The 17,567-nt window shown below is 57.1% G+C and carries 19 protein-coding genes; 8 read left to right on the forward strand and 11 right to left on the reverse strand.

What is annotated here, in order from left to right:
• Window positions 1-20 precede the first annotated feature (20 nt).
• Window positions 21-344, forward strand: coding sequence for a DUF3392 domain-containing protein (locus WG219_19040; protein WXL25373.1), 324 nt, complete (start codon window positions 21-23; stop codon window positions 342-344).
• A gap of 330 nt (window positions 345-674) precedes the next feature.
• Here WG219_19040 and WG219_19045 read toward each other — a convergent pair whose 3' ends face one another.
• The 5 genes from WG219_19045 to WG219_19065 form a co-directional block, all read right to left on the reverse strand.
• Window positions 675-1,763 (reverse strand): NAD(P)-dependent alcohol dehydrogenase, encoded by a 1,089-nt coding sequence (locus WG219_19045; protein ID WXL25374.1) that lies wholly within the window; start codon window positions 1,761-1,763, stop codon window positions 675-677.
• Between the two features lie 239 nt (window positions 1,764-2,002).
• The gene (gene trmB / locus WG219_19050) at window positions 2,003-2,722 is read right to left on the reverse strand and encodes a tRNA (guanosine(46)-N7)-methyltransferase TrmB (GenBank protein WXL25375.1); all 720 of its coding nucleotides are present in this window, start codon (window positions 2,720-2,722) and stop codon (window positions 2,003-2,005) included.
• 10 nt (window positions 2,723-2,732) lie between these two features.
• Window positions 2,733-3,527, reverse strand: coding sequence for a thiazole synthase (locus WG219_19055; protein ID WXL25376.1), 795 nt, complete (start codon window positions 3,525-3,527; stop codon window positions 2,733-2,735).
• Between the two features lie 51 nt (window positions 3,528-3,578).
• Window positions 3,579-3,779, reverse strand: a complete 201-nt coding sequence (gene thiS / locus WG219_19060) for a sulfur carrier protein ThiS (GenBank protein ID WXL25377.1) — start codon at window positions 3,777-3,779, stop codon at window positions 3,579-3,581.
• Window positions 3,780-3,873: 94 nt separating this feature from the next.
• Window positions 3,874-4,245: a DUF423 domain-containing protein gene (locus WG219_19065; protein ID WXL25378.1), complete on the reverse strand. Its 372-nt coding sequence runs from the start codon at window positions 4,243-4,245 to the stop codon at window positions 3,874-3,876.
• 112 nt (window positions 4,246-4,357) lie between these two features.
• Between WG219_19065 and mtgA the strand changes: the two genes are divergently transcribed.
• Together mtgA and WG219_19075 are read left to right on the forward strand one after the other, a co-directional pair.
• Window positions 4,358-5,095 (forward strand): monofunctional biosynthetic peptidoglycan transglycosylase, encoded by a 738-nt coding sequence (gene mtgA / locus WG219_19070; protein WXL25379.1) that lies wholly within the window; start codon window positions 4,358-4,360, stop codon window positions 5,093-5,095.
• 179 nt (window positions 5,096-5,274) lie between these two features.
• Window positions 5,275-5,973, forward strand: coding sequence for a hypothetical protein (locus WG219_19075; protein WXL25380.1), 699 nt, complete (start codon window positions 5,275-5,277; stop codon window positions 5,971-5,973).
• A gap of 13 nt (window positions 5,974-5,986) precedes the next feature.
• Here the strand turns inward: WG219_19075 and WG219_19080 are convergent, their stop codons facing one another.
• The 5 genes from WG219_19080 to ftsY all read right to left on the reverse strand — a co-directional run bounded on the left by WG219_19080 (window position 5,987) and on the right by ftsY (window position 10,828).
• On the reverse strand, window positions 5,987-6,661 hold the full coding sequence (locus WG219_19080) for a lysoplasmalogenase (protein ID WXL25381.1): 675 nt from the start codon (window positions 6,659-6,661) through the stop codon (window positions 5,987-5,989).
• A 144-nt stretch (window positions 6,662-6,805) separates the two neighbouring features.
• Entirely contained in the window at window positions 6,806-7,660 is an 855-nt protein-coding gene (gene rpoH / locus WG219_19085; GenBank protein ID WXL25382.1) for an RNA polymerase sigma factor RpoH, read from the reverse strand.
• A gap of 113 nt (window positions 7,661-7,773) precedes the next feature.
• Entirely contained in the window at window positions 7,774-8,796 is a 1,023-nt protein-coding gene (gene ftsX / locus WG219_19090; GenBank protein ID WXL25383.1) for a permease-like cell division protein FtsX, read from the reverse strand.
• Entirely contained in the window at window positions 8,793-9,464 is a 672-nt protein-coding gene (ftsE, locus tag WG219_19095) for a cell division ATP-binding protein FtsE (protein WXL25384.1), read from the reverse strand. The genes ftsX and ftsE overlap by 4 nt, the downstream gene beginning before the upstream one ends.
• A 2-nt stretch (window positions 9,465-9,466) precedes the next feature.
• Complete coding sequence (ftsY, locus tag WG219_19100) at window positions 9,467-10,828, reverse strand: signal recognition particle-docking protein FtsY (protein WXL25385.1); 1,362 nt, start codon at window positions 10,826-10,828, stop codon at window positions 9,467-9,469.
• A gap of 191 nt (window positions 10,829-11,019) precedes the next feature.
• Between ftsY and WG219_19105 the strand changes: the two genes are divergently transcribed.
• The 5 genes from WG219_19105 (at window position 11,020) to WG219_19125 (ending at window position 16,778) form a co-directional block, all read left to right on the forward strand.
• Window positions 11,020-12,375, forward strand: coding sequence for a pitrilysin family protein (locus WG219_19105; protein WXL25386.1), 1,356 nt, complete (start codon window positions 11,020-11,022; stop codon window positions 12,373-12,375).
• A complete protein-coding gene (locus WG219_19110) occupies window positions 12,368-13,855 on the forward strand; it encodes a pitrilysin family protein (GenBank protein WXL25387.1) in 1,488 nt (495 codons plus the stop codon). The genes WG219_19105 and WG219_19110 overlap by 8 nt, the downstream gene beginning before the upstream one ends.
• On the forward strand, window positions 13,855-14,454 hold the full coding sequence (gene rsmD, locus WG219_19115) for a 16S rRNA (guanine(966)-N(2))-methyltransferase RsmD (protein WXL25388.1): 600 nt from the start codon (window positions 13,855-13,857) through the stop codon (window positions 14,452-14,454). Before WG219_19110 ends, rsmD begins: the two co-directional genes overlap by 1 nt.
• A gap of 154 nt (window positions 14,455-14,608) precedes the next feature.
• Window positions 14,609-15,775, forward strand: a complete 1,167-nt coding sequence (locus WG219_19120; protein ID WXL25389.1) for a nucleotide sugar dehydrogenase — start codon at window positions 14,609-14,611, stop codon at window positions 15,773-15,775.
• Window positions 15,776-15,800: 25 nt separating this feature from the next.
• The gene (locus WG219_19125; GenBank protein WXL28046.1) at window positions 15,801-16,778 is read left to right on the forward strand and encodes a hydrolase; all 978 of its coding nucleotides are present in this window, start codon (window positions 15,801-15,803) and stop codon (window positions 16,776-16,778) included.
• Here WG219_19125 and WG219_19130 read toward each other — a convergent pair whose 3' ends face one another.
• A complete protein-coding gene (locus WG219_19130) occupies window positions 16,779-17,438 on the reverse strand; it encodes a TetR/AcrR family transcriptional regulator (protein ID WXL25390.1) in 660 nt (219 codons plus the stop codon).
• Between the last annotated feature and the right edge of the window lie 129 nt (window positions 17,439-17,567).

Consider the following 17,567-nt stretch of genomic DNA (forward strand, 5'->3'; position numbering starts at 1 on the left):
GAGAAGAATAAGGAAACCGGATGGTTCTGCTACTCGACCTTATCGCCACCCTGTCCCGCTGGAGCCGCAGCCACCTGCATGACATTTCCCTGGCCATTATCGCCACCCTGTTAGTGCTGATCGCCCCGAGTATCAACGCTTGGGTACAGCGCAATACAGCCAGCATGAACTTTGTGTTCCGCACGCTGATTTTTGTGCTGTTGTGTGCCGTGGGGTACGGCATGCTGATCGTGTTTGCCACGCCGTATCTGGCGCAGGCGCTGGGGCACTTTAATAACTACACGTTGGCGCCCGTGCTGATTCTGGTGTTTTTTATTGTGGGGATTCTGGCGGATCGGAGCTGAGGCCTAGCTACGGCACAAAGCCGTTGTTCGAGCGATTTGCTTATACCTCAAGAATGGTTTCGCCCTTTACGGGCGAGTCACTTTTGCCAATCGCGGCAAAAGTAACCAAAACCGCTTGCCCCCGCATCCGGCCCTGCGCTTCGCTGCGGGTTCCTGCCCAGAATCACCGTTTCAGAGGCACGCTGCGAAGGGCCATCCTTGGCCCATCGCATCTCTCGCGGCATCCATGCCTCTCAACCTCTTTCACGGTAATTCTGGTCACCCTCCTGAAGGGGCAATAGTGGTGTTCTCACGTTTGGGGCGTATCACCACTAGCTCTCAACCTTTCCCTTACTGAAACGGCTTAATCGCTACCTTCAGCACGCCATCACGCTGGTTAGCGAACATATCGTACGCTTCGACGATATCGTCCAGCGCAAACTGGTGGGTGACCAGTGCGGAGAAGTCCATGCGCCCGGACGCCACTACGCTCATCAGACGACGCATGCGTTCTTTGCCGCCTGGGCACAGTGAGGTGACGATCTTGTGGTCGCCCAAACCGGCATGGAAGGCGCTCAGCGGGATCACCAGATCAGTCGAATACACACCAAGGCTGGACAACGTACCGCCTGGTTTTAGCACACGCAGTGCGCTCTCGAAGGTGGACTGCAAGCCCAACGCCTCAATGGAGGCATCCACCCCACGGCCTCCGGTGAGGCGCAGGATCTCTTCGACCACATCCACTTTGTTGAAGTTGAGGGTAATGTCCGCGCCCATAGTGCGGGCGATCTCTAGACGCTGATCAACACCGTCCACCACGATGATGGTGCTAGCCCCGCGTAGCTTGGCACCGGCGGTGGCACACAGACCGATTGGGCCTTGGGCGAACACGGCAACCACGTCTCCAATCTTGATATTGGCCGCTTCTGCGCCGGAAAAGCCGGTGGACATAATGTCCGGGCACATCAGCACCTGCTCATCGGTCAGGCCGTCAGGCACCAATGCCAGGTTAGCCTGCGCATCCGGCACCAGTACGTATTCCGCTTGGGTGCCGTCGATGCTGTTGCCGAAACGCCAACCGCCCATTGGCTTGTAACCATGGCAGCTGCAACCACCATCCTGAGAGGACACGCCATCCTGGCAGGCGTATGAGGTGAAGCTCGGGCAAATCGCCCCTGCAATCACCCGCTGACCTTCTTGGTAGCCTTTCACGTTGCTGCCGAGCTTTTCGATAATCCCGACAGGCTCGTGGCCGACAGTCAGCCCCTTAGCAACCGGATACTCCCCCTTAAGAATGTGCACGTCGGTGCCGCAGATGGTAGTTGTGGTAATACGTACCAGAGCGTCATTAGGTCCAACCGGCGGAATCGGCTTGTCCACCAGCTCAATACGTCCGGGTTCAACAAATACAGCCGCTTTCATCATGCTCATGACTGACATTCCAAAGGAGTTAGCAAGGTCTGTTCACTGTATCGCTCAGGCTAACCCGATGGCTTGCCCTGCATCAACGTACTAACTTCATTTAAATGACTGAGAAGATTGTCGCCAATTAATTGGGGCAGTCGGACGGGGCAGCGGCGCCTTGCGATCCAGCGCAGATGGAGATACTTACTTTTAGGGGGGCTGGTAAGCAGCAGATGAAGCAGAGTTTTGCCCCCATCCCTGAGGGCAGTGTTGTATCAGTCGATACGTGTGAACTTCAGATCCCACACACCATGGCCCAATCGCTCACCACGGCGTTCGAATTTAGTCACCGGACGCTCAGCGGGACGCGGTACATACTGACCGTCCTCAGCCTGATTTTTATAGCCCGGCGCCACATTCATCACTTCCAGCATGTACTCAGCATAAGGCTCCCAGTCAGTGGCCATGTGCAGCACACCGCCAACCTTGAGCTTCTGCCGGATCAGCTCAGCAAATGCAGGCTGAACAATACGGCGTTTGTGATGACGGGACTTGTGCCACGGGTCCGGGAAGAACAGCAGCACCCGATCTAGGCTGGCATCGGCCACGCAATGGCGCAAAACCTCCAGCGCATCACAGCTGTAAATACGCACGTTGCTCAGGTTTTGTGTCATCACGCCGTTAAGCAATGCGCCCACGCCGGGCCGATGAACCTCAACGCCGATAAAGTCTTGATCCGGTGCAGCAGCGGCCATTTCCAACGTGGAATGCCCCATGCCGAAGCCGATCTCGAAGGTACGCGGCGCACTACGGCCGAATACCGCGTCGAAGTCTTGCAGACCATCCTCAAGCTTAAGGCCGAACTTAGGCCAGCCCTGATCAAGGCCACGCTGCTGGCCTTCCGTCATGCGTCCGGCACGCATCACGAAACTCTTGATGGTGCGAAGCTTAGGGGTGTCTTCAGCCTGCTCAGGCTGCTGCTGTGAATCAGTCATTAGATGCTCGTTACTTGATCAGGCCATCCAGCGGCGACGAGGCGCTGGCATAGAGTTTCTTCGGCATACGACCAGCCAGATAGGCGAGACGACCGGCAATAATTGCATGCTTCATGGCTTCGCCCATCATCACCGGGTTCTGCGCATGGGCAATGGCGCTGTTCATCAGCACAGCCTCGCAGCCCAGCTCCATGGCGATAGTGGCATCAGAGGCAGTTCCTACACCGGCATCAACCAGAACAGGCACGGTCGCTTCTTCCAGAATAATGCGCAGGTTGTACGGGTTGCAGATGCCCAGCCCGGTGCCGATCAGCCCCGCCAGCGGCATCACCGCGATGCAGCCCATGGCTGCCAGCTCGCGGGCGATGATTGGGTCATCACTGGTGTAGACCATCACATCGAAACCGTCTTTGATCAGCACTTCAGCTGCTTTCAGGGTCTCGATGACATTAGGGAACAGGGTTTTCTGATCGGCCAGTACTTCCAGCTTCACCAGCTTGTGGCCGTCCAGCAGCTCACGCGCCAAACGACAGGTACGCACCGCCTCGACAGCGTCATAGCAACCAGCCGTATTCGGCAGGATGGTGTAACGCTCCGGGCTGATCACATCCAGCAGGTTTGGCTCGCCAGGATTCTGGCCGATGTTAGTACGGCGCACAGCCACCGTAACGATCTCAGCACCGGAGGCCTCGATTGCCAGCCGGGTTTCTTCGAGATCTTTGTATTTGCCGGTACCGACCAGCAAACGCGATTGATAGGTACGACCAGCCAGGGTAAATGGCTTATCGGCAGGGAGCTGGCTCATCAGGTATTCCTCCGGGCTAAAAATGGACAGTTACAACGCTAGGGTTCGGCTTCAACCACCGCCGATGGCGTGTACGACTTCCACTTGATCGCCTTCGCGCAAAACTGTGGTGGCGTGCTCGCTGCGCGGCACGATGTCCAAATTGAGCTCCACCGCTACACGGCGGCCAGTCAACTCCAGACGCACCAATAAAGAGGCAACTGTCTCACCGTCAGGCAGCTCAAAGGCTTCGCCGTTCAATTGAATGTGCATGACAGATCGGTCACAACTTGAGAAAGGGACGGCATTCTAGCCTGATCACAAAGGATGACCAAGGCTAAAGGGTATGCCGCCCTCCAAGAGCCACTCAGGCCTTCTTCAACGCCGCCAGGCCAAGGGCAAGCCAGCCGAGCATAAAGGACAACCCGCCCATCGGCGCCACCATTCCCAAAGATGTGGTGCCAGTCAGCGTCAGCACGTACAAGCTGCCGCAGAACATGAAGATGCCCAAGGTAAACAAACCGCCCGCAGCACTCACCAGACGACCGCCACGCTGCGTGGCCAGCAAGCTAACACCAAACAGGGCCAGGGCATGGATCAACTGATATTGGGTCGCCGTCTGAAAAATCGCCAAATACTCAGGCGTCAGCACTCGTTTTAAGCCGTGGGCGCCATAGGCCCCCAATGCAACCCCGGAACAACCGGCAACCGCAGCCAGCAATAACCAAAGACGTGCCATTACACCCTCCCGTAATAAAAAGCCTGCAGCCATCCGTAATACAGCAATGACGATGACGTTGGCAGAGGGTGGTTATAATGACGGACAATTGCCATACAACCAAGTAATACGAATGATTCTCAAATTAGCCCGACGCGCTCTTAAGCTCTTGCTCTGGTTTGCCCTAGGCTCTGCCCTGCTCGTATTACTGCTACGCTGGCTGCCGCCGCCTTTCACGGGGCTGATGGTCGAACGCAAAATCGACTCATGGACCAGTGGCCAGCCCATTGACTTGCAACGCAGTTGGCAGCCGTGGGAAACCCTCCCCGACAACCTGAAAATGGCCGTCATCGCGGGTGAAGATCAAAAGTTCGCCAATCACTGGGGCTTTGATGTGGCCGCAATCAAGGCGGCGTTTGAGCACAACCAGCAGGGCGGTTCGATCCGTGGCGCCAGTACACTGAGCCAGCAAGTGGCCAAAAACCTGTTCCTCTGGTCGGGCCGCAGCTGGCTGCGTAAGGGCCTGGAGGTCTGGTTTACCGGCCTTATCGAGCTGCTCTGGTCCAAAGAACGCATTCTGGAGGTCTACCTCAACAGCGTTGAATGGGGCGAAGGCATCTTCGGCGCGGAAGCGGCGGCCAAACATCACTTTGGCATTGGAGCGGCTTACCTGAACAACCAGCAGGCCAGCCAACTCGCCGCCGTACTGCCCAACCCGATCCGCTGGAGCGCCGGTAAGCCCGACGCTTACATCCAGCGCCGCGCCAGCTGGATTCGCCAACAGGTGCGGCAACTGGGGGGGAGTCATTACCTCAACCAGATCAAGTCGGAGGCGCCTGACTGGTGGCCGCAGTGGTTGCCGAAGCCTTAAGCGACACAATCACAGGAAAGCCCCGAAATCGCGGATGCTGTACTTGTGTTCTTGCAATCCGTATACAACATTCGCCATTATCGCCTCCCTTCATGTAGCCCATCCCCGCTACCTGATGCCATCAGCTACGCGTGCTCCTGGAACGAGCCGCACTCATTCATAACGACAGGATGTCATCCGTGCCTTCATTGAAATACCTTTGGGTCGCCAGCCTTATTGTCCTTTCCGGCTGTACCTCGAAACCTCCAGTACCACCGCCTGAGTTTCCTGAGCTTCCTCAGTCTGACAAAGTCGCCATTAACGATCTGCGGCCGCAGAGTGAAAAAGAAGGTAAAAACTTCAGCCTGCTTATCACCAGCAGCGCCTACGGTATCTACCGCACGGCCGAAGAGGCAACCAAACCTAGCGGCGTCCGTCTGTTGGCTCACCGGGCTTACGAAACCATTCCCGAACTTCAGAAACAGTCGTCACCGTCCATTACAGTCAAACACTTTGTGACTTACGCCAACCTGCAGTCACGGCTGCGCCGGCACTCCACGTTGCTGACGTTCACTGGCCCGATTGGCGCAATTTTTCTGAAGCCTAGCGAGCTGCCGGTTAAAGAGGTCGTGACCACACAGATAGACAGCAAGCAGCTTGACCAGCTCACTGAAGACGAGCACGAACGCGCGTTCTACAGTGAGCAGGAAAACCCAAACAAAGCTCCGGTTAACGTCATATATATCGATACGGAAATCGTTGCTAAGCGCGTTGCATCACGCTGCCTGGTCCCACCGATTGCAGCAAAACCCTATCTGTACCTGATTGAAGCCTTCGACATGTGCATCGCTAACCATCTGGCCTTTTATAAAGTGCCTCAGCAGGCACCTTCCAATTAGCCTTACTACCCTCTCAGGAACCGGCCACATTTCGCGCGGGTTCCTGAGCCAAATTTCTTAGTCGCAACAATCCCCAGGCAATAAGCGACTGTCCGGTGAAATAACAGCTCACGATCACCAGCACAGCATGATCAAACGGCTGCACGAACTTGTTAAACCCAATCAACGAATCAGCCAGCACAAACAATATGGCCCCGGCCCACAGTGGGCCGGGCTTGTTCTCAATTCGGGCTGCACACAGCGCCATCCCCAGCAGGCACGCCAGATAGACCCCAACGGCGATCTCCAGCCCTTTTGCCGCAGGCACCATCCACACCGCTAACAGCAGGCTGTAAGCAATCACCGGCACGCTCCACAGCCAGCGCCAGTTGCGACCACGGGACAGGAGCAGGAAGGCGACGATAAAGGCCAGCTGATTGACCAGGAATGAGATCAGCGCCTGCCTGAACAGACCATCTCGATTGCCATAATCCAGAAAGAAATCTCCAGCCGAGGCGGCCAGGTACCCAAGCGCCAACCAGCGCCCTGCTGCGCCGGGAAACGCCCGCCACATAAGACCTGCAAATATCCACATGGGCAGCATCTTCAGCAGCCAGCTGAAAGGATAAGGCTGCATGGGAATCATCAGGATATAAGCAATGCCAAGCAGCACCGCAAAGGCATAGAGGCGCACCACATTTGTGGACATAGGAATCTCCGGCAGTTTTTGTAGTTGTTGTTTAGAGCCAGAACCAAGACTACCAATAGCCACACGCCCTATCAGGCAGTAAAAGCGGCAAATCACAGGCATAAAAAAACCGCACCTAGGTGCGGTCTTTTTATGAAACCTGACTCAGGCAGCAATAGCGCCTTTGAGCTTGTTCATGGCGTTTTTTTCCAACTGCCGGATGCGTTCGGCGGAAACGTTGTACTTAGCGGCCAGATCATGCAGTGTGGCTTTCTCTTCAGCCAGCCAGCGCTGATAAAGAATATCGCGGCTGCGCTCATCAAGGCCTTCCAGCGCTTCATGGAGATTGGCAGTAGAGCTGTCGCTCCAGTCCGAATCTTCCAGCTGGCGGGCCGGGTCGTAACGCTGGTCTTCCAGATAGTAGGCCGGCGACTGAACGGCGCTTTCGTCATCAGCATCGGCTGCTGGGTCGAAGGCCATGTCATGACCGCTGAGGCGGCTTTCCATCTCGCGGACTTCACGCGGCTCAACACCAAGGCTTTCAGCTACAGCGTTGACTTCGTCGTTGTTCAACCAAGCCAGACGCTTCTTCTGGCTGCGCAGATTGAAGAACAGTTTGCGCTGAGCCTTAGTAGTGGCAACCTTAACGATCCGCCAGTTACGCAGGATGAACTCGTGAATCTCAGCACGAATCCAGTGCACCGCGAAGGACACCAGACGCACACCCATTTCCGGGTTGAAGCGTTTGACCGCCTTCATCAGGCCGACGTTACCTTCCTGAATCAGGTCAGACTGAGCCAGACCATAGCCAGAATAGCTACGGGCGATATGCACAACAAAACGCAGGTGAGCCAGCACCATTTGGCGCGCAGCTTCAAGATCCTGTTTGTAGAAAAGACGATCAGCCAGTTCACGCTCCTGCTCAGGGGTTAACAGCGGAATGCCGTTTACCGCATGCACGTATGCCTCCAGGTTGGCACCTGGAACCAGAGCATGAACAGGTTGCAAGGAAGTGGACATTTAAATCCTCCGTTACTACAGATTTCGGTGCAGTCTAGCACCGTGCAATGTGACTGTGTGCGGCAATACTAGTTCCCTTACACATAGTCAACATCACTCATAACAATAACTTACTACCTAGGTGCCAACTCACTCAAGTGTCTTGCAACCGCAAGCCAGGCGCCAATGTAGCCGAGCAGGATAGCTCCAATCAGCAGCGACAGACCGTCAGACAACGGCACGCCGCCCAAACCAAAGTCACTGCCATACAAACCAGCCAGACGAACAACCGCGTCATTGAGCCAGTTCAGGCCATAAGCCAGCAGCATCCATGAGAAGACACCGGCACCAAAACCATATAACGCGCCCATATAAAGGAATGGACGGCGCACGTAGCTGTCGGTACCGCCCACCAGCTTAATGACTTCGATCTCAGTGCGACGGTTCTCAATATGCAGACGAATGGTATTACCGATCACCAGTAGCAATGCCGAAACCAGCAGCAGGGTCAGGCCGAAAACAAAGCGGTCACCCAGTTTAAGCATGGCCCCCAGCCTTTCGACCCAGAGCAAGTCCAGTTGCGCCTGTTGCACACGGGGCATTTCCCCCAGACGCGCACGTAAAGCCTCCAGCGCTTCGCGATCGACTTCCTTCGGCGTGACCACGATCACGCCCGGCAGCGGGTTATCCGGCAGTTCTTTAAGGGCTTCGCCCAGCCCAGTCTGTTGCTGGAACTCAGCCAGGGCCTGATCACGACTGATCCATTCAGCCTCGGCCACATCATCCAGACCGGCGATTTCTTTACGCAACGCCTCGCCTTGAGCGTCGCTGGTGTCGATCTTCGTATACAGGGAGATTTGCGCTGCACGCTCCCAGGACACGCCCAAACGCTCTACGTTATCCAGCAGCAGTGACAATCCCATTGGCAAACTCAACGCCACGGCCATCACCAAGCAGGTAAAGAAGCTGCCAATCGGCTGGCGAGCCAGACGGCGCAGGCTGTCGACCACGCTGGCGCGGTGGCTTTCAACCCAGGCGGCCAGTTGGTCGCGGAATGGCAAGCCGTCATCCAGCGTGGTAACTGGCTCGTCAGCCTTTTTCGGTGCACCACCCACGCGCTGGGAGGGTTGTGGTGGCGGCATGCGTGTAGCACTCATTCTCCAGCCTCCCCGTCACCAATCAAGCGACCACGCTGTAAGGTCAGCATGCGGTGACGCATGCGAGCGATCAAGGCCAAGTCGTGACTGGCGATCAATACAGTGGTGCCCAGACGGTTAATATCTTCAAAAACGCCCATGATTTCTGCGGCCAAGCGCGGGTCGAGGTTGCCGGTTGGCTCATCCGCCAACAGCAAGGCTGGCTGATGCACGACGGCGCGGGCAATACCCACACGCTGTTGCTGGCCGGTAGAAAGGTCGCCGGGGAACTGCGCGGCCTTGTCTGCAAGGGAAACCCGCTCCAGGGCATTGCCGACACGCTTGCCGATCTCTTCCTTGGACAGGCCGAGAATCTGTAACGGCAGGGCCACGTTGTCGAACACACTGCGATCAAATAGCAGCTGGTGGTTCTGGAACACCACGCCGATTTGTCGGCGCAGGAACGGAATCTGTGCGTTGGTGATGTGCGACAAATCCTGCCCTGCCAACAACAACTTGCCGCTGCTCGGCCTTTCCATCGCCAGCAACAGACGCAGCAAGGTACTTTTGCCCGCCCCTGAGTGGCCCGTTACAAACAGGAACTCACCGCGGCGCACGCGAAAACTCAGCTCGTGCAGCCCGATGTGTCCATTTGGGTAGCGTTTACCGACCTGCTCGAACCTGATCATCGCTATTTCTCCGCAAACAGCGCCTGTACGAATGCATCTGCTTCAAACGTGCGCAGATCGTCGATCCCCTCACCCACACCGATATAGCGGATAGGCAAGGCGAACTGCTTAGCAAGAGCAAAAATGACACCGCCCTTAGCGGTACCGTCCAGCTTGGTCAGCGCCAGGCCGGTGAGGTTCACCGTCTGGTTGAACTGTTTGGCCTGATTGACTGCGTTTTGACCTGTTCCGGCATCCAGCACCAGCAACACTTCATGCGGTGCGGTGTCATCCAGCTTACCGATAACACGACGAACCTTCTTCAGCTCTTCCATCAGGTTATCTTTAGTGTGCAGACGACCCGCCGTGTCAGCGATCAGCACGTCAACACCGCGGGACTTGGCGGCGTTGACAGCATCAAAGATCACGGATGCAGAGTCTGCACCGGTATGCTGAGCAATCACGGCTATCTGGTTACGCTCACCCCACACCTGCAACTGCTCAACCGCCGCAGCGCGGAAGGTATCCCCCGCAGCCAGCATGACTTTTTTGCCTTCCTGCTGGAGTTTTTTCGCCAGTTTGCCGATGGTGGTGGTTTTACCCGCACCATTCACGCCGACCACCAGAATCACGTAAGGCTGTTTGCTACTGTCGATTTTCAGCGGCTGCTCGACCGGGCGCAGCAAGGAGGCAAGCTCTTCTTGCAAGGCCTTGTAGAGGGCACCGCTGTCCGCCAGTTCTTTACGGGCAACGCGTTTTGTGAGGTTTTGCACAATTTCCGTGGTGGCTTCAACGCCCACATCAGCGGTCAGCAGCCGGGTTTCGATCTCTTCCAACAAGTCATCGTCGATGACCTTCTTGCCCAGAAACAGGCTGGCCATGCCTTCGCCGATACTGCTGCTGGTCTTCGACAACCCTTGTTTAAGGCGCTCGAAGAAACCCAGTCGCTTCTCTTCCTTTTTAGGGGGCTCTGCCACTGGGACGGGCTCGCTAACAGGTACAGGAGCAGGTTCTGGCGTGGCAACCGGTACGGCTATCTCAGCCACCGGCTCAACCGCCTGAATTTCAGTAACCGCGGGGGCTACCTCAACCACTGCGGCTACACTGACTTCTGGCACAGGAGGCTCAACAGCAACCGGGCTCGGCACTGGCTCAAGCGGTTCAACCTCAGTAACAGCAGGGGTTTCACGCTCTACCGGGGCAGGCTCGGCGGCAACCGGCACAGCGGTTTCTACAGTCTGTACCGCTGGCTCAGCAGGTGCAGCCGGAGCGGCCTCAGGCTTTTTACGAAACCAGCTGAACAGGCCTTTTTTCTCAGCCGGTTTTTCCGAAGAACCTGTCTCGGACGGGTTCTGAGTCTTTTTATCGTCGTTGGAACCAAACATGGAGGATGGCTATCTCAAAGTTGCGCCGCGCAGCGTACGGGGTTTTGGACAATTTCAGTAGGCCTGAGCCTGTGCTGAAAACAACAGAAACCATAGCAGGCGTGGCCGCCAGTAAAACGGATGCGTATCCTAGCATCTCCGCACCCGCTGACGCTAAGTGCACGCGGGTCCGTCCGACAGGTCCTATAGTCATGCCGAATATCTCAAAACGTACTACTGCATTGCTGCTGGGCTTTCTCTGCCTGCCGCTTTCGGCTTTTGCCGCTGCCCCGCAGCCCACACACGAGTTCAGTCTGGACAACGGTCTTAAAGTAATTGTCCGCGAAGACCACCGCGCCCCCGTCGTGGTCAGCCAACTCTGGTACAAGGTTGGCTCCAGCTATGAGTCGCCCGGCCAGACCGGTTTATCCCACGCCCTTGAGCACATGATGTTTAAAGGCAGTCAGAAAGCGGGGCCGGGCGAGGCTTCGCTGATTCTGCGGGAGCTGGGCGCGCAAGAAAACGCCTTCACCAGCAATGACTACACCGCTTATTACCAAGTGCTGGCCCGCGACCGTCTGCCTGTTGCCTTGGAGCTTGAGGCTGACCGTCTGTCCAGCCTCAAGATTCCGGCTGACGAGTTCAGCAAAGAAATCGAAGTTATTAAGGAAGAGCGCCGTCTGCGCACCGATGACAAGCCAAACTCATTGGCTTATGAGCGCTTTCAGACTATCGCCTACCCCGCCAGCGGTTATCGCATTCCCACCATTGGTTGGATGGCTGACCTCAACCGCATGAGCGTTGATGAGCTGCGCCACTGGTACGAAAGCTGGTATGCACCGAACAACGCCACGCTGGTGATTGTGGGTGACGTAACGGTTGCCGAAGTAAAAGAACTCGCCCAGCGCTACTTCGGGCCGATCCCCAAACGTGCCATCCCAAGTGCCAAAGCGCCGCTTGAGCTGGCTGCCCCAGGCGAACGCCGTATCACTCTGCATCTTAAAACCCAGTTGCCCAGCCTGATCATGGCGTTCAACACACCGAGCCTGAGCACTGCTGAGAATCCGCGCCAAGTGCACGCCCTGCGTCTGGCGGCCGCGCTGCTGGATGGCGGTTACAGTGCCCGACTGGCCAGCCGCTTGGAGCGTGGTGAAGAGCTGGTTGCCGGTGCATCCGCCTGGTACGACGGTTTTACCCGTGGTGACACCCTGTTCACCCTGACCGCCACCCCCAACGTGCAAACCGGTAAAACCCTGGCCGATGTTGAGGCTGGCCTGTGGCGTGAACTGAAAAGCCTTCAGGACACCCCGCCCACTGCCTCCGAACTGGCCCGCGTACGCGCTCAGGTTATTGCCGGGCTGGTTTACGAACGTGACTCCATCACCAGCCAGGCCAGCACGATTGGCCAACTGGAAAGCGTTGGTCTGTCGTGGAAAGTGATGGATCAAGAGCTGGCCGATCTGGAAGCCGTAACCCCGGAAGACATCCAACAAGCCGCCAAGACCTTCTTCACCCGCGACCGCATGAGCGTCGCCCATGTTCTACCTGAGGAGAAACGCAATGACTAAGCGCACCGGCCTGCGCTACGCCCTGATTGGCCTGGCGCTTCTGATTCTGCTGGCATTGCTGGCGACCTTTAATAACCGCGCAGAGGTGGACAAACCTCAGCAAGCACCGACTGCCGCCACCCCCGCAAAACTCGAGTCACTGGCAGCCCTCGGTGATAAGGCCCCCAGCCGCCGCAACCTGAATATCCAAACCTGGAAAACCAGCGCAGGCAGTAAAGTGCTGTTCGTGGAAGCCCCGGAACTGCCGATGTTTGATCTGCAGCTGACCTTCGCCGCAGGCAGCAGCCGCGACGAAAACACACCGGGGCTGGCCATGCTGACCAACGCCATGCTCAATGAAGGCGTACCGGGCAAAGATGTCAGCGCTATTGCGGCAGGTTTCGAAGACCTTGGAGCTGACTTTGGTAACGGCTCGTTCCGCGATATGGCCATCGCCAGCCTGCGCAGCCTGAGCGCTCCGGAGCAACGCGAACCAGCCCTGCAATTGTTCACCGAGGTACTGGGCCAACCCACGTTCCCGGAAGACTCGCTGGCTCGAATCAAAAACCAACTGATGGCTGGCTTCGAGTACCAGAAGCAGAACCCAGGCAAGCTCGCCAGCCTGGCGCTGTATGAGCACTTGTACGGTTCACACCCTTATGCTCACCCGAGCGAAGGCACTGAACAGTCCATTCCCGGCATCACCCGCGCCCAACTGCAAGCCTTCCACCAGAAGGCCTACACCGCGCCAAATACTGTGATAGCGCTGGTGGGTGACTTGTCCCGCAGTGATGCCGAAGCCTTGGCTGAGCGCGTGTCCGCCGCCCTGCCTAAAGGCCCGGCACTGCCTGCAATCGCCCAGCCTGAAGAGCCCAAACCGGGCACAGTGCATATCGAGTTCCCGTCCAACCAAACCCACATCACCATCGCACAGCTGGGTATTGATCGGGCTAACCCCGATTACGCCGCTCTGTACCTGGGTAACCAAGTATTTGGGGGTGGCGGCTTTGGTACACGCCTGATGACCGAAGTCCGTGAAAAGCGCGGCCTTACCTATGGCATCTACTCGGGTTTCAGCACCATGCAAGCCCGTGGCCCGTTCACCATTGGTATGCAGACGCGCGCCGAACTGACTGACGGATCGCTGAAGCTGGTCAAGGATATGCTGGCCGACTTCATCAAGAACGGCCCAACCCAGGAAGAGCTGGACAAAGCCAAGCGCGAAATGGCCGGCAGCTTCCCCCTGTCCACCGCCAGCAACTCAGCGATTGTCGGCCAACTGGGCTCGATGGGCTTTTACAACCTGCCCCTAACCTACCTGGAAGACTTTATGCGGGACGTACAAAGCCAGACGGTAGAGCAGGTTAAAGCCGCCATGGCCAAACACCTGAACCCGGAGGCGCTGGTGATTGTCACCGCCGGACCGACTGTGGAGCAGAAGGAACTGCCAGCGCCAACAGATCGCCCAGTTCCTCAGCCTTCAGCCGTACCGGAGCATTGATGAGTAAGCCTGCAAAAAACCAACGCGCCGCTCAGCCACATGGCGGCACCGGCCAGCTGCGTATCATCGCGGGTGAGTGGCGTTCGCGCCGCTTCACCTTCCCCGAAGGGCCGGGCCTGCGCCCGACCCCTGACCGGGTGCGTGAGACGCTGTTCAACTGGCTGGCGCCCTATATTGAAGGCGCGCGGGTGCTGGACTGTTTCACCGGCAGCGGCGCGCTGTTTCTGGAGGCGCTGTCCCGTGGGGCTGACTCGGCCCTGGCATTGGATATGAATCCGCAATCCGTCGCCTCTCTGCGCGGACATTTGCAGACGCTGAACTGTTCAAACGGCCAGGTCATGCAAACCGATGCACTGCATTACTTGCAACAACAGCCTGCGACGCCGTTTGATCTGGCCTTTCTCGACCCCCCCTTCCACCAGAACCTGCTGGCTCCGGCCTGCGCCCTGTTGGAAGAGCGCGGCTGGCTGGCCGAGCACGCGTGGATTTACTGCGAAAGCGAAACCCCACCCTCTACCCTCGGCCTGCCCGGCAACTGGCGCCTGCACCGTGAGAAGCACACCGGCCAGGTGTACTACTCACTGTGGGAGCGCGGCTAATCGGTTAAGTACCGATTTGGCCACTCGAAGGGGATGATCTGAAAAGACATCCCCCTCGTCACATTCAACGATCAGTAACATTTCCTTCCTACAGTGCTCCTGAGCTTCGCCCACTGCGTACCGTGCGCAGCCAAGCGGCAAGCACAGGAGGTGCATGAAGATCGCGATAGCAGGCATGGGTTATGTAGGGCTGGCCAATGCAGTGTTGCTGGCTCAGCAGCATGAGGTCGTGGTGCTGGACATCAACCCCTCCAAAGTGGCTGCACTCAACAAACGAGAGTCGCCTGTCTGCGACCCCGACCTGCAAGATTACTTGTTGAACCAGCCACTGAACTTACGCGCCACCTTGGATAAGAGTGAGGCGTACCTAGACGCGGATTACGTATTTATTGCCACACCCACTGATTACGATCCGCAGACAAACGCCTTCAATACCCAATCCATTGAGGACGTCATCAGCGATGTCATGAGTCTGGCCCCACAGGCGCTGATGGTGATCAAGTCCACAGTCCCGGTTGGCTATACACAACGCCTGCGGAATGAGCTTGATTGCGACAAGCTGATCTTTTCCCCGGAGTTTCTCCGTGAAGGGCGGGCGTTCCATGACACCCTCTACCCGTCGCGGGTTGTGGTCGGCGAGCGCTCAGCTCGGGCTGAAAAGATCGCCCTGATGCTGCTTGAGGCCAGCAAGGCACCGGAGACACCGTGGTTGCTGACGGACTCCACCGAGGCAGAAGCCATCAAGCTGTTCGCCAACGCCTACCTCGCCATGCGCGTCGCCTATTTCAACGAACTGGATTCCTATGCTGCCAGCCATGGCCTGAATACCCGCCAGATCATCGACGGTGTCTGTCATGACACGAGAATCGGCAAGCACTACAACAACCCGTCATTTGGTTATGGCGGCTACTGCCTACCCAAAGACACCAAACAGCTCTTGGCCAACTGCGACAGCGTGCCCCACGACCTGATCTACGCCATTGTGGCGTCTAATGCCTCACGCAAGCGTTTTGTCGCCGAGGACATCCTCAAACGCGCGCCTCGAACCGTGGGCATCTACCGGCTGATCATGAAAAGCGGTTCGGATAACTTTCGCGCCTCCAGCATTCAGGACATCATGCAGCACTTGCGTGCTCAGGGTGTGGCGTTGATCATTTTCGAACCCACACTGACTGTACACGAATTTGCCGGCGCCACCGTGGTCAATGACGTGGCCTTGTTTAAACAACAGGCCGATCTCATTATCTGCAACCGCCAGTGTGAAACGCTGGATGATGTCGCCGCCAAGGTCTATACACGGGATGTGTTTGGTCGTGACTGAGTCGCCCATCTGACGAGCCTTCTACCTGATGCCGGAATTTCAACCCGCTCGCTACCTGTCCAACCCACATCTACAGACGCTATGGGCCTCCTTTTGCCGCAAGCCGCCCCAACTGCAGCGCCAGCGGGAACGTCTGTGGCTGGATGATGGCGACTTTCTAGACTTGGACTGGTACGGCCCACATGAGGCTGACGCACCGCTGGTATTGCTGCTGCACGGACTCACCGGTTCCTCCAGCTCACACTATATTCTCGGCCTGCAACAGCAATTGGCCGAGCGCAACTGGGCCAGCGTGGCGCTGAATTGGCGGGGCTGCTCCGGTGAGCCCAACTTGTTACCCCGCGGCTACCATTCGGGCGTCAGCGAGGATGTGCTGCATGTCGTCCGCCACCTGCACGCTAAACGCCCACTGGCCCCCTTGCATGCGGTGGGATACTCCTTAGGGGGCAACGTTCTGCTCAAGTACTTGGGCGAACAAGGCACAAATGCAGGCTTGGAGCGCGCTGTGGCGGTGAGCGTGCCATTCCGTCTGGATCAGTGCGCCGAGCGGATTGATCAAGGCTTCTCAAAAATCTATCAAGCGCATTTTATGAAGGAGCTGACCGCCTATGTGCGGGGCAAGCAGCAGCATTTTGAGCGCTTGGGTCATACCGACCGCCTGCTGGCCTTGCAGCAGCTCGGCCCATTAACCGGCATGCGTACCTTCTGGGATTTTGACGGACGATTCACGGCACCACTACACGGTTACGCGGATGCTGCGGACTATTACCGCAGAGCCTCCAGCCGCTTCTTTTTACGTCAGATCGCAACCCGCACACTGTTGATTCAAGCCGAAGACGATCCCTTTGTGTTTCGTCACAGCCTGCCGCAAGCCGATGAGCTCGCCCCCTGCATCGAATTTGAGCGGCACAGCCGTGGCGGTCATGTGGGGTTTATTGGCGGCAGCTTGAAACAGCCGGAATATTATTTGGAGCAGCGCATTCCCCAGTGGCTGACGGCCTGATCAGATCACTTGATCCAGCGGTACATACAGGCGCTTCTTCAGCGCCTCAACGGCCTCACTTGCCTGCTCTGTGACGTAACCACTTTCCAACGTCAGAATCTGATATACACCCCGTCGCAGCAGGTCCTCACTCAGATCACCAGCACTCCCACGTGACGTACACAGGAATCGAATCCAAGACGTCATAATGATCCAGCCATTAAGGGTCAGTGCTTCAATTTGGTCGGCCGTCATACGCAGTATGCCCGCCTCCACAAAACCTTGATAAATGTCTCTTGCCTGCTCGAGACAGCGCCTTGAAAAGCGCTGATAACGCTCAGCCAGCGCGGTATCGCTCTCCAGTAAATGCTCAAGATCACGATGAAAGAAGCGGTAGTGCCACATCGTCGCCAGCACCGCCTCCAGATAGAAGGTTTTGTCTTCGACCGTCAGAACTCGCTCCTGCGGGCGCCGCAAAAACGCGTCCACCTGCGACTCAAGCAGGGCGAATAACTCGGCGATGATCATCTGCTTATTGCGGAAGTAGTAATACAAGTTACCCGGTGATATCCCCAAGTGGGCTGCAATGTGATTGGTCGTGACATTGCGTTCGCCCTGGGCGTTAAACAACGCCAAGCTCTCCTGAATGATGCGATCGCGGGTTTTGCGGGGTGCAGCCATATCAATAATTCTTTCCAGAGATAAAAGCCCGGCAAAGGTACACGGCAGAGGGCAGCTTGTGTTACCCATGAGCGCATTTGACCTGCGTACTAACTTTTCGGTGGGCTGCCAGGGCCGCTCTGCACAGGC

Origin of the sequence: Pseudomonas mendocina, from assembly GCA_037482215.1 — a bacterium.
GTDB lineage: Bacteria > Pseudomonadota > Gammaproteobacteria > Pseudomonadales > Pseudomonadaceae > Aquipseudomonas > Aquipseudomonas mendocina_E.

What these genes read in the sequence shown, in the direction of transcription:
- mtgA (WXL25379.1), top strand. Translation starts at nt 4,358, where the DNA reads ATGATTCTCAAATTAGCCCGACGCGCTCTTAAGCTCTTGCTCTGGTTT.
- WG219_19065 (WXL25378.1), bottom strand. Translation starts at nt 4,245, where the DNA reads ATGGCACGTCTTTGGTTATTGCTGGCTGCGGTTGCCGGTTGTTCCGGG.
- thiS (WXL25377.1), bottom strand. Translation starts at nt 3,779, where the DNA reads ATGCACATTCAATTGAACGGCGAAGCCTTTGAGCTGCCTGACGGTGAG.
- WG219_19130 (WXL25390.1), bottom strand. Translation starts at nt 17,438, where the DNA reads ATGGCTGCACCCCGCAAAACCCGCGATCGCATCATTCAGGAGAGCTTG.
- ftsX (WXL25383.1), bottom strand. Translation starts at nt 8,796, where the DNA reads ATGAGTGCTACACGCATGCCGCCACCACAACCCTCCCAGCGCGTGGGT.
- WG219_19120 (WXL25389.1), top strand. Translation starts at nt 14,609, where the DNA reads ATGAAGATCGCGATAGCAGGCATGGGTTATGTAGGGCTGGCCAATGCA.
- rpoH (WXL25382.1), bottom strand. Translation starts at nt 7,660, where the DNA reads ATGTCCACTTCCTTGCAACCTGTTCATGCTCTGGTTCCAGGTGCCAAC.
- WG219_19080 (WXL25381.1), bottom strand. Translation starts at nt 6,661, where the DNA reads ATGTCCACAAATGTGGTGCGCCTCTATGCCTTTGCGGTGCTGCTTGGC.
- WG219_19110 (WXL25387.1), top strand. Translation starts at nt 12,368, where the DNA reads ATGACTAAGCGCACCGGCCTGCGCTACGCCCTGATTGGCCTGGCGCTT.
- WG219_19040 (WXL25373.1), top strand. Translation starts at nt 21, where the DNA reads ATGGTTCTGCTACTCGACCTTATCGCCACCCTGTCCCGCTGGAGCCGC.
- WG219_19105 (WXL25386.1), top strand. Translation starts at nt 11,020, where the DNA reads ATGCCGAATATCTCAAAACGTACTACTGCATTGCTGCTGGGCTTTCTC.
- ftsE (WXL25384.1), bottom strand. Translation starts at nt 9,464, where the DNA reads ATGATCAGGTTCGAGCAGGTCGGTAAACGCTACCCAAATGGACACATC.
- trmB (WXL25375.1), bottom strand. Translation starts at nt 2,722, where the DNA reads ATGACTGATTCACAGCAGCAGCCTGAGCAGGCTGAAGACACCCCTAAG.
- WG219_19055 (WXL25376.1), bottom strand. Translation starts at nt 3,527, where the DNA reads ATGAGCCAGCTCCCTGCCGATAAGCCATTTACCCTGGCTGGTCGTACC.
- ftsY (WXL25385.1), bottom strand. Translation starts at nt 10,828, where the DNA reads ATGTTTGGTTCCAACGACGATAAAAAGACTCAGAACCCGTCCGAGACA.
- rsmD (WXL25388.1), top strand. Translation starts at nt 13,855, where the DNA reads ATGAGTAAGCCTGCAAAAAACCAACGCGCCGCTCAGCCACATGGCGGC.
- WG219_19045 (WXL25374.1), bottom strand. Translation starts at nt 1,763, where the DNA reads ATGTCAGTCATGAGCATGATGAAAGCGGCTGTATTTGTTGAACCCGGA.